Consider the following 10,784-nt stretch of genomic DNA (forward strand, 5'->3'; position numbering starts at 1 on the left):
ACCTAGCCTTCCTTTTTCTGTTTGACCGGCCGTTTCCAGCCATTGACGGTAAGCTGCTTCGCCCGCGATAACGTCAACTCGCCGGCTGGGGCATCGCGTGTCAGCGTCGTACCCGCGCCCAGCGTCGCGCCCTGGCCGACAGTGACGGGCGCCACCAGTTGCGTGTCGGACCCCACGAAAACATCGTCCTCAATGACCGTGCGGTGCTTGTTGGCACCATCGTAATTGCAGGTAATGGTGCCCGCGCCGATGTTGACCCGCTTGCCCATGGTGGTATCGCCGACGTAGGACAGGTGGTTGATCTTGGTGCCGTCGTCGATCTGGCTGTTCTTGATCTCGACGAAGTTGCCGACGTGGACGTCGCGCGCCAGGGAGGTACCCGGGCGAATGCGCGAGAACGGCCCCAGCCGATTGGCCTCGCCGATGACGGCATCGTCGATCAGAGTGAACGCGTCGATGCGGGTGGCCGCGGCAATCTTCACGTTCCGCAGCACGCAGTTGGCGCCCACTTGCACGCCGTCGCCCAATTCCACAAGGCCTTCGAATACGCAATTGACGTCGATCACGACGTCGCGCCCGCATGCCAGCATGCCGCGCACGTCAAGCCGGGCAGGATCCATCAAGGTAACGCCGGCGTCGAGCAGTCCCTGCGCGATCTCGCCTTGGTGGATGCGTTCGAGTTCGGCCAACTGGGCCTTGCTGTTGACGCCGAGCACTTCCCATTCATATGCGGGATGGTGGGTTTCCACTGTCAGGCCATCGCGCACCGCCAGCGCGATGATGTCGGTAAGGTAGTACTCACCTTGTGCGTTGTCGTTCTTCAGTTCATCGATCCACTGCCTGAGATGACGGGTCGCCACTGCAAGGATGCCGGTGTTGACCTCATGGATCGCCCGCTCGGCAGGGGTCGCGTCCTTGTGTTCGACGATGCGTCGTACCCGGCCGTCGGCATCCCGCACGATGCGCCCATAGCCGTCGGGCTGCGCCAGCTTGACAGTAAGGAGCCCCAGTTTGCCTGCCTGGGCCGCGCTCACGAGCGGTCGCAAGGTACGCGTATGCGTCAACGGCACGTCACCATACAACACCAGTGTCACACTGTCGTCGGACAGTTGTGGCAACGCCTGCTTCACGGCGTGGCCCGTGCCGTGCTGTTCGGCCTGTAGCACAAACGTCAGTTTGTCGTCAGCCATCGCCTGCGGCACGGCCTCGCCGCCAAAGCCGTAGACAACGCAGGTTTGAGCTGCACCCAATGCATGGGCCGTATCGACGACATGGCCCAGCAGGGGTTTGCCCGCCAGCTTGTGCAGCACCTTGGGCTGGTCGGACCGCATCCGGGTGCCCTTGCCCGCCGCGAGTATCAGGATTTCAAGCTTGGAATGCATTCGGGTCGTCCGGGTGTGTGAATCGCATCAGCAGAATGAGAGCAAATCGCGCGCCAAGTATAAAGCCTGGACGGGGCCGCCAAAATGAAAAGGCAACCCGAAGGTTGCCTTTTCTATTTTCGCGCGTGGGATCGCCTCCCGGCGATACGGGGCGACGCCCCGTACGCCGGCTCACGTTTCCGCAACCAAACTCAATTGAGCGGCTGCAATTCGACTCGGCGGTTCTTGAAGCGGCCGTCCTCCGTCTTGTTGTCGGCGACCGGCTGGGATTCGCCGTAAGCCTTGACCACCAGGCGATCTGCCGCAATCCCCTTGCTGACCAGGTAATCGCGTACCGCTTCTGCGCGGCGGAGCGAGAGGCGCATGTTGTAAGCCGCGGTTCCCCGATTGTCGGTGTGGCCCGCAACTTCCACTTTACCGTCGCCCCATTCCTTCAGACTGGCTACCGCTTCATCCAGGGTGGCGTGCGCTTCCGGCCGCAGGGTGGCTTTGTCGTAATTGAAATTGACATCGTTCAATACCAGCTTTTTGGGAGCTGGGGCGGCAACAGGCGCGGCCGGGGCAGCAGGCGCAACAGGCGCGGCCACCACCGCCGGGCAGCCATCGTCCGTTTTGGCATAAACCGTGGGGCATTTGTCATCGCCATCCACAATCCCGTCGCCATCACTGTCCAGTTCGCATCCATCGGCGTTGACCTTGCGGCCGGCCGGCGTATCGGGACATTTGTCCTTGCTGTCGACTACACCGTCGCCGTCGCTATCGACCTCCTTGGGCACGGCGCAGGGCTGATCCAGAAGTTGCTTGCCCGGACAACCAATGGTCCTGTAGAGCTCGTAGCCGATCGTTTTCCCGGTCGAACTCGCCGCATTGCTGGGATCGTAGTAAACGCCTTGGCCTGCTTGGGCCGTAATCGCACCGGCAGACATCAGCGTAGCCGCGCTGGCACAGAGAAGTAGACGGGTTGTTCGCATATTTGATATTCCTTTGATGATGTAAAAAACACAGAAACGAAAATGCTCGTGATTTTCGTATTCCCCTGGAAGCACATCACTGGATCGGACGATTGTCATGCCCTATCCTGTGTGCACATTACCAATCTAGCGCATTCGCTGACTTTTGTTGTCGGCCAGTCACCCTACTTTATCATGGGGACACTCCGTCAATGCAGGCCCCCTGTCGCTCATCCGCGTAGGCGACCAAATCCTGGGTACGGATTGCGCCAATGAACAACGTCCCGTGCTTTACATAGCCTGAGGGATTGCCTGAGGGATTGCCGGCTCCGCACATGGGCCACCTGCCAGCCCATAAAAATATAGTCAAAAGAAACCGTTAAAATTTTGCGTTGTGTACCGTAAAAAGACTCCATGATGATACGGGCGATCAAAGCCATCATTGCTGATGACGACAGCGTGACCCGTCATCTTCTGCGCACGCTATTGCGCCAGCACAATGTTGAAGTCGTCGGCGAAGCGTGCAATGGCAAGGAAGCGTTGCAAAAGTGTGCCGCCGAGATTCCCGACATCCTTTTTCTGGACATCAATATGCAGGAGATGGATGGCTTTGAGACACTGCAGCACGTCCGACATGCCATACCGGGCCTTGCCGTCATCATGATCAGTTCGGACTCGACCGTAGGCAATGTACAAAAAGCACATGCCCATGGCGTCGACGGCTTTATCGTCAAGCCGTTCAGCGCGGCACGGGTGATGGAAGCCATTACGCGTTGCTGCCATTAAGCCCCTTTCGGGGTGCCACCGATTTATTCAATAGATAGGGTCGCCATCCGCAGCCGGCAGGTGCCCCGATTGCCTCAAATGCATCAGACGGTCGATATGGTGAAGTACCGCGTTCACCGGCTCCCGGAGAGCGCTGGCATTTTCATGCAGGCATAATGCCTCCAGCTGCTTGGCTGAGGCATACACGGCTACGGTTCCACAATAGCTGGATGCACCAGACAGGCCATGTGCCACGCGGTGCATGCGTGCGATATCTCCGGTTTTCAGGGCTGCACGGAGATTGTCGGCATATTCCGGCAACAGGCCGTACAGCAGATCCAGCGCTTCGCGCCACGTGACCGGATCACCATAGGTGCACTCAACGCCAAGCCTGGGATCAAGTACGGGATGTGCCATGACGCGTCAGCGCGTAACTCCAGAGTGGATTAACGGTTGACCCTTCGCTGGTTCATAAATGGCAGAGCAGTAGGTTCTTGCCAACAAAAAGGGCAACCCGGAGGTTGCCTTTTTTACGTCAAAAACACCGACGAATCAAGTCAGTTTGCGCAGCTTCTTGATCGCGGCCAACTGGGCCACGGCCTGCGCCAGTTCGGCCTGTGCTTGCGCGTAGTCCATCGTGGCGGCCTTGTCTTTCATCGCCTCTTCGGCGGCGCGCTTTGCTTCCAGCGCTTTCGCTTCGTCGAGGTCGGCGCCACGGATGGCGGAGTCAGACAGAATAGTGACGACGTGGGGCTGCACTTCGAGAATGCCGCCTGACACGTAGACCAGCTCTTCCTCGGCCTGATTCGGCACCTTGATGCGCACCGCACCGGGTTTGAGTGTGGTCAGCAGCGGGGTGTGCCGCGGGTAAATGCCGAGTTCGCCGCGCTGCCCGGGGGCAATCACCACTTCGGCGGTACCGGAGTAGAGCGATTTTTCTGCGCTGACGATGTCGACGTGGATAGTCATGGCCATTTTGAAACCTCGTGAGCGGTGAACAGTGAGCAGTGAGCGGCAAGCACCCGGCTCACCGCTGACCGCTTACCGCTCCCCCATTACTGAATCGTCTTCGCCTTTTCGACGGCTTCTTCGATCGCACCGACCATGTAGAACGCCTGTTCGGGCAGATGGTCATATTCGCCTTCGACGATCGCCTTGAAACCGGCAATGGTCTCTTTCAGCGTGACGTACTTACCGGGCGCGCCGGTGAACACTTCGGCGACGAAGAAGGGCTGCGACAGGAAGCGCTGGATTTTACGTGCACGGGACACGGCCAGCTTGTCTTCCGGCGACAGTTCGTCCATGCCCAGAATCGCGATGATGTCGCGCAGTTCCTTGTACTTCTGCAGAGTGCCCTGCACCGCACGGGCGACGCCGTAGTGCTCATCACCAACGACCTGCGGATCAAGGATCCGCGAGGTCGAATCGAGCGGGTCCACCGCGGGGTAGATGCCCAGTTCGGCCACCTGACGCGACAACACCAGGGTCGCATCCAAGTGGGCGAAGGTGGTGGCCGGCGACGGGTCGGTCAAGTCATCCGCCGGCACGTACACGGCCTGGAACGAGGTGATCGAGCCGGTGCGCGTCGAGGTGATGCGCTCCTGCAGGCGGCCCATTTCGTCGGCCAGCGTCGGCTGGTAGCCCACGGCGGACGGCATCCGGCCCAGCAGCGCGGACACTTCGGTACCGGCCAGGGTGTAGCGGTAGATGTTGTCGACGAACAGCAGCACGTCGCGGCCCTCGTCGCGGAAGTATTCGGCCATGGTCAGGCCGGTCAGCGCGACGCGCAGACGGTTGCCCGGCGGCTCATTCATCTGGCCGTAGACCAGCGCCACCTTGTCCAGCACGCCGCCTTCCTTCATCTCGTGGTAGAAGTCGTTGCCTTCGCGGGTACGCTCGCCAACGCCGGCGAACACCGAGAAGCCGCTGTGCTGCACGGCGATGTTGCGGATCAGTTCCATCAGCGTCACGGTCTTGCCCACGCCGGCGCCGCCGAACAGGCCGACTTTGCCGCCCTTGGCGATCGGCATGATCAGGTCGATGACCTTGATGCCGGTTTCGAGAATCTCGACCGCGGCGGCCTGGTCGGCATAAGCCGGGGCCTTGCGGTGGATCGGCATGGTGCTCTCCGCGCCGATCGGGCCGGCTTCGTCGACCGGGTCGCCCAGCACGTTCATGATGCGGCCCAGCGTCTTCTGGCCGACCGGCACCATGATGGGGTTGCCGGTGGCAAGCACTTCCATGCCGCGGCGCAGGCCGTCGGTGGAGCCCATCGCAATGGTGCGCACCACGCCGTCGCCCAGCTGCTGCTGGACCTCGAACGTCAGCTCGGGGGCCTGCATTTTCAGCGCTTCGAAGACCTTGGGCATGGCATCACGCGAAAACTCCACGTCCACCACGGCGCCAATGATCTGAACAATTTTTCCGTTGCTCATGTTGCCTTCCTATTTAAATTAAATCTTGGCCTAATCAATTAAATTCTGTTGGGCCTTAAACCGCGGCTGCACCGGCGACGATCTCGGACAGTTCCTTGGTAATCGCGGCCTGACGGGTCTTGTTGTAGACCAGTTTCAACTCGCCGATCACGTTCTTGGCGTTGTCGGAGGCGGCCTTCATCGCCACCATCCGCGCCGACTGTTCGCACGCGATGTTCTCGGCCACGCCCTGGTATACCAGCGATTCGATGTAGCGCATCAGCATGCCGTCCACCACCGGCTTGGCATCGGGCTCGTAGATGTAGTCCCAGTGCGTCTTCAGGCTGGCTTCCTCGGCGTCTTCCATCTGCGCCAGCGGCAGCAGCTGGGTCAGCGTCGGCTCCTGCTTCATCGTGTTGATGAAGCGGTTGTAGACGATATACAGCGCGTCGATGCGACCTTCCAGATACGCGTCCAGCATGATCTTGACCGGGCCGATCAGCTTGTCCATGTGCGGCGTATCGCCGATGCCGGTCAGCTGCGACACCACGTTGGTGCCCAGGCGCTGGACAAAACCCAGCCCCTTGTTGCCGATCGCGGTGACATCGATGCCGACACCGGCAGCTTCCCACTGCTTCATCTGGTTGATCATCATGCGGAAGGCGTTGGTGTTGAGGCCTCCGCACAGACCCTTGTCGGACGAAACCACAATCAGGCCGACGCGCTTGACGTTTTCACGCGCAATCACGAAGGGGTGCTTGTATTCCGTGTGGGCATACGCCAGGTGGGTCGCCACGCGGGCGATCTTCTCGGCGTACGGGCGCGCGGCCTTCATGCGCTCCTGCGCCTTGCGCATCTTGGACGCCGCGACCATTTCCATGGCCTTGGTGATCTTGCGCGTGTTTTCCACGCTCTTGATCTTGGTCCGTATCTCTTTTCCGGCTGCCATCGTGGCTCCTAACTAATCAGCGCGGCCTATCAATAGACGCCGGTTTTCTTGAACTCGTCGACCGCTGCGGTCAGCGCCTTCTCGGTCGCGTCATCCAGGTTACCGCTGGTCTCGATGGTGTCCATGATGCTGGCGTACTTGGACTTCATAAACGCCATCAGCGCGGATTCGAACGGCAGGATCTTGGTGACTTCGACGTCGTCCATGTAACCCTTGTTGACGGCGAACAGGGTCAGCGCCATCTGCGACACCGACATCGGCGAGTACTGCGCCTGCTTCATCAGTTCAGTCACGCGCCGGCCGCGCTCGAGCTGCTTGCGGGTCGCCTCGTCGAGGTCCGAGGCAAACTGCGCGAAGGCCGCGAGTTCGCGGTACTGCGCCAGCGCCAGACGGACACCGCCGCCGAGCTTCTTGATCACCTTGGTCTGCGCGGCGCCGCCGACGCGGGACACGGACAGACCGGCGTTGATCGCGGGACGGATGCCGGCGTTGAAGAGGTCGGTCTCCAGGAAGATCTGGCCGTCGGTAATCGAGATCACGTTGGTCGGCACGAAGGCGGACACGTCGCCGGCCTGCGTTTCGATGATCGGTAGTGCAGTCAGCGAGCCGGTCTTGCCCTTGACAGCACCCTTGGTGAGCTTTTCGACGTAGTCGGCGTTGACACGCGCGGCACGTTCCAGCAGACGCGAGTGCAGGTAGAACACGTCGCCCGGGTAGGCTTCGCGGCCCGGCGGACGGCGCAGCAGCAGCGAGACCTGACGGTAGGCCCAGGCCTGCTTGGTCGCCGATGTCGCGGAAGTACTCGCCCATGGTGCAGCCGGAATACGGCGCAATGTACTGCATGGCCGCCGCATCGGAAGCGGTCGCGGCCACGACGATGGTGTGGTCCATCGCGCCGTGCTCTTCCAGCTTGCGCACCACGTTGGCCACCGACGACGCCTTCTGGCCGACGGCGACGTAGATGCACTTCACGCCGGTGCCCTTCTGGTTGATGATGGCGTCGATCGCGACGGCGGTCTTGCCGGTCTGGCGGTCGCCGATGATCAATTCGCGCTGGCCGCGGCCGACGGGCACCATGGCGTCGATCGACTTGAGGCCGGTCTGCACCGGCTGGTCAACCGATTTACGCTCGATCACGCCGGGCGCAATGCGCTCGATCGGCATGGTGGTGTCGGCGGCGATGGGGCCCTTGCCGTCAATGGGCTGGCCCAGCGAGTTCACCACACGGCCGAGCAGGCCGCGGCCCACCGGCACTTCGAGAATGCGGCCGGTGCACTTGGCAACGTCGCCTTCCGTGATGTGTTCGTAATCGCCCAGGATCACCGCGCCGACCGAGTCGCGCTCGAGGTTGAGCGCCACGCCGAAGGTGTTGCCCGGCATCTCGATCATTTCACCCGACATCACGTCGGACAAACCATGAATGCGGACGATGCCGTCGGTGACGGACACGATCGTGCCCTGAGTGCGCAATTCGCTCGACGCACCGAGGTTTTCGATCTTGGCTTTAATCAGTTCGCTGATTTCGCTTGGATTCAATTGCATGTCTGTTCTCCGAACCGTGAGGTTCCGATAATTTTGAGTTCGTGATTAGCCTTGCAGCGCGAAAGCCATGCGCTGCAGCCGTCCCTTGACCGAGCCGTCTATCACCTGGTCGCCGATGGCGATCACCGCGCCGCCGATCAGTTCGGGATCGACCGCAACCTGCACGTTCACTGAGCGGTTGAATTTGGCCTTGAGTCCTGCGACCAGATCGTCGACCTGCGCCTGCGTCAGCTCCTGCGCGCTGGTGATGGTGGCCTCGAGGGTGCCTTCGGCGTTGGCCTTCAGCGTCTCGAATTGCGTGCAAACTTCCGGCAGCAGCGACAAGCGGTCGTTCTCGGCCAGCACCTTGACGAAGTTGGCTCCGCGTTCGCCGAGGCCGCCACCGGCGACGTCGATGACGAGGCCGGCCACCCGCTCGGCCGAAACGGCCGGATCGGTGATCAGGCGTGCCACCTGGGCGTCGGAAACGATGGCCGCCAGCGTAGCGACACGGCTCGACCAGCCTGCCAGGTCATTTTCGCCCTGCGCCATACGGAATACCGCTTCGGCGTAGGGGCGAGCCAGGGTAGACAGTTCGCTCATGGTTTACAGCTCGGCTTTCAGCTGGCCCAGCAGGTCAGCGTGGGTTTGCGCATTGACCTCGCGGCGCAGGATTTTCTCCGCGCCAGCCACAGCCAGCCCGGCCACCTGCTCGCGCAGGCTTTCGCGCGCACGGTTGGTTTCCTGTGCAATATTGGCCTGGGCAGCAGCCAGTTGACGATCGCCTTCTTCCTTGGCGGCCACTTTTGCTTCTTCGATGATCTGCGCCGCACGCTTTTCAGCCTGGGCGATCACTTCGGCAGCCTGTGCCTTGGCGTCCCGCATGTTGTCGCCGGCCTTCTTGGCAGCCAGTTCGAGTTCATGCTTGCCGCGATCCGCAGCAGCCAAGCCATCGGCGATCTGCTTTTTACGCGTTTCGAGCGCATTCATGATCGGCGGCCACACGAACTTCATGCAGAACCACACGAAGAAGATGAACGTGATGGACTGGCCGATCAAAGTTGCGTTGAAGTTCATATCCGCACCTTTTAATGACGGGGGTTAGACAAGTTCCGTAGCAACCCGCGAATTAACCGGCAACGGCGAACAGAACGTACATGGCCAGACCGACGGCGATCATCGGCACGGCGTCGACCAGACCCATGACGATGAAGAACTGGGTACGCAGCATCGGGATCAGCTCGGGCTGACGGGCTGCGCCCTCGAGGAAGCGGCCACCGAGGATGCCGATACCGACGGCTGCACCGAGCGCGCCCAGGCCCATCATCAGGGCGCCAGCGATGTACAGTACGGCTTGAGTCATTTCCATTTGTTGCTCCTAGAAGTAAAAATTAAAGTTGAAAACAAGAAACCAGAAAATTAAATTTGACTGAAATCAGGGGATCGCTTAGTGGTGCTCGGCGTGCGCCATGTCCAGATACACGATGGTCAGCGTCATGAAGATGAAGGCCTGCAGCGTGATGATGAGGATGTGGAACACCGCCCACGCCCATTGCAATGCGCCGCCAAACAGGATGAAGATCATTTCACCGGCGTACATGTTGCCGAAGAGACGCAGTGCCAGCGAAATCGGCTTGGCGATCAGGCCGACGCCCTCAAGCAAGAGATTGACCGGAAACAGGAATTTGGGGAAAGGCTGGAAGGCCAGTTCGGAGAAGAAGCCGCCGGCGCCTTTCATCTTGACGCTGTAGTACAGCACCAGGAAGAAAATCGACAGTGACAGGCCGAAGGTCACGTTGGGATCGGTCGACGGCACGATCTTCAGGTGCGGCACGCCCGACAGCGTCGCAGCATAGGGAAACCAATCGACCGGGAACAGGTCCATCAGGTTCATCAGGAACACCCACATGAACACAGTGAGGGCCAGCGGCGCGACCATCGCATTCTGGTGGGAGAAGGAGCCGCGCACGGAACCATCAATGAACTCGATGATCCATTCGACGAAATTTTGCAGACCGGACGGGGTGCCGGTCGTTGCCTTTTTGGCTGCCATGCGGAACAGAAGCAGGAAGAGCAACCCCAGGCCAATCGAGAAGAGCATGCTGTCGACGTTGATCGCCCAGAAGCCCATGGACTTGGCCTCTGCGGCGCCATGGGCGAAGCCCCAGGTGCCGTCAGGAAGTTGTCCGTAAGTCAGGTTTTGCAGGTGGTGCTTGATGTATTCACCGGAGGAATGGGATTCCGTAGCCATAGTGATCTATTTCAATAAGTGGGTTTTGGATGAACACGCGGGGCGTTCCCATTCAAAACCAACCTTGGCAAAACTTCGCCCTTCGGCTATTTGCCGCTTCGGCCTGCCGCAGTAGCCAACCAGGCAAACTGGGCCAGCACCAAGCCAAGCAGCAAGGGCAGCGGGTCCAGCTTCAACACGCCGAGCCCCAGGCTCAACAAGGCAACCAGCAGGATCAGGCGCTCGACGCTGACGCGAACAAACATCTTCAACAATCGATGCTGATCCCATTCCGGGTGAGCCATCGACTGCTGCTCACGCCAGACCAGCACCGCGCTCACGGCCAGCGCGACGAGCACGCCATACGCAGCCGCCAGCCCCGCATCCATACCTGCAATTGCAGTACCGCTTAGCGCGGCCACGAACACGAGCACCGACTGCGCCCGAACCACCCGTCGGGTGCCGGTTGTGATGCCGTTGAACATTTAGCCAATTATGATACTAGAATTAGTGCGGTCTATGCAATCATCAGGCTGCTTGATGATGAATTTCAGTACGTAGTGATGTTGCTGG

The 10,784-nt window shown here is 60.5% G+C and carries 12 protein-coding genes and 1 pseudogene; 1 reads left to right on the plus strand and 12 read right to left on the minus strand.

Annotated features, from left to right (window positions below; all coding sequences use genetic code 11):
* Nucleotides 1-2 precede the first annotated feature (2 nt).
* Nucleotides 3-1,382, minus strand: a complete 1,380-nt coding sequence (gene glmU, locus ABT23_RS02465; RefSeq protein ID WP_296630641.1) for a bifunctional UDP-N-acetylglucosamine diphosphorylase/glucosamine-1-phosphate N-acetyltransferase GlmU — start codon at nt 1,380-1,382, stop codon at nt 3-5.
* A 191-nt stretch (nt 1,383-1,573) separates the two neighbouring features.
* The gene (locus tag ABT23_RS02470) at nt 1,574-2,452 is read right to left on the minus strand and encodes an OmpA family protein (protein ID WP_296630643.1); all 879 of its coding nucleotides are present in this window, start codon (nt 2,450-2,452) and stop codon (nt 1,574-1,576) included.
* A 294-nt stretch (nt 2,453-2,746) separates the two neighbouring features.
* Between ABT23_RS02470 and ABT23_RS02475 the strand changes: the two genes are divergently transcribed.
* On the plus strand, nt 2,747-3,118 hold the full coding sequence (locus ABT23_RS02475; RefSeq protein WP_296630645.1) for a response regulator: 372 nt from the start codon (nt 2,747-2,749) through the stop codon (nt 3,116-3,118).
* A 27-nt stretch (nt 3,119-3,145) separates the two neighbouring features.
* On the opposite strand, the gene ABT23_RS02480 is transcribed toward ABT23_RS02475, so the two are convergent.
* From ABT23_RS02480 to ABT23_RS02525, 10 genes and pseudogenes are all read right to left on the minus strand, one after another.
* Nucleotides 3,146-3,514 carry an Hpt domain-containing protein gene (locus tag ABT23_RS02480; RefSeq protein ID WP_296630646.1) on the minus strand — a complete coding sequence of 123 codons (369 nt, stop codon included), beginning with the start codon at nt 3,512-3,514 and terminating at the stop codon, nt 3,146-3,148.
* Between the two features lie 135 nt (nt 3,515-3,649).
* Nucleotides 3,650-4,072: a F0F1 ATP synthase subunit epsilon gene (locus tag ABT23_RS02485; RefSeq protein ID WP_296630647.1), complete on the minus strand. Its 423-nt coding sequence runs from the start codon at nt 4,070-4,072 to the stop codon at nt 3,650-3,652.
* Between the two features lie 80 nt (nt 4,073-4,152).
* Nucleotides 4,153-5,532, minus strand: coding sequence for a F0F1 ATP synthase subunit beta (gene atpD, locus ABT23_RS02490; protein ID WP_296630648.1), 1,380 nt, complete (start codon nt 5,530-5,532; stop codon nt 4,153-4,155).
* 55 nt (nt 5,533-5,587) lie between these two features.
* On the minus strand, nt 5,588-6,460 hold the full coding sequence (gene atpG, locus ABT23_RS02495) for a F0F1 ATP synthase subunit gamma (protein WP_296630650.1): 873 nt from the start codon (nt 6,458-6,460) through the stop codon (nt 5,588-5,590).
* Between the two features lie 29 nt (nt 6,461-6,489).
* Nucleotides 6,490-8,002 (minus strand): annotated as a pseudogene (atpA, locus tag ABT23_RS02500) (F0F1 ATP synthase subunit alpha).
* Nucleotides 8,003-8,047: 45 nt separating this feature from the next.
* Entirely contained in the window at nt 8,048-8,584 is a 537-nt protein-coding gene (locus ABT23_RS02505) for a F0F1 ATP synthase subunit delta (protein WP_296630651.1), read from the minus strand.
* Between the two features lie 3 nt (nt 8,585-8,587).
* A complete protein-coding gene (locus tag ABT23_RS02510; RefSeq protein WP_296630655.1) occupies nt 8,588-9,058 on the minus strand; it encodes a F0F1 ATP synthase subunit B in 471 nt (156 codons plus the stop codon).
* A 52-nt stretch (nt 9,059-9,110) separates the two neighbouring features.
* Nucleotides 9,111-9,350, minus strand: coding sequence for a F0F1 ATP synthase subunit C (atpE, locus tag ABT23_RS02515; protein ID WP_018509318.1), 240 nt, complete (start codon nt 9,348-9,350; stop codon nt 9,111-9,113).
* A gap of 78 nt (nt 9,351-9,428) precedes the next feature.
* Nucleotides 9,429-10,232 (minus strand): F0F1 ATP synthase subunit A, encoded by an 804-nt coding sequence (gene atpB / locus ABT23_RS02520; RefSeq protein ID WP_296630657.1) that lies wholly within the window; start codon nt 10,230-10,232, stop codon nt 9,429-9,431.
* Nucleotides 10,233-10,318: 86 nt separating this feature from the next.
* Nucleotides 10,319-10,696 (minus strand): ATP synthase subunit I, encoded by a 378-nt coding sequence (locus tag ABT23_RS02525; protein ID WP_296630659.1) that lies wholly within the window; start codon nt 10,694-10,696, stop codon nt 10,319-10,321.
* Nucleotides 10,697-10,784 lie beyond the last annotated feature (88 nt).

The organism is Thiobacillus sp. SCN 63-57 (genome assembly GCF_001725555.1).
In the GTDB taxonomy this organism is placed as follows: domain Bacteria; phylum Pseudomonadota; class Gammaproteobacteria; order Burkholderiales; family Thiobacillaceae; genus Thiobacillus.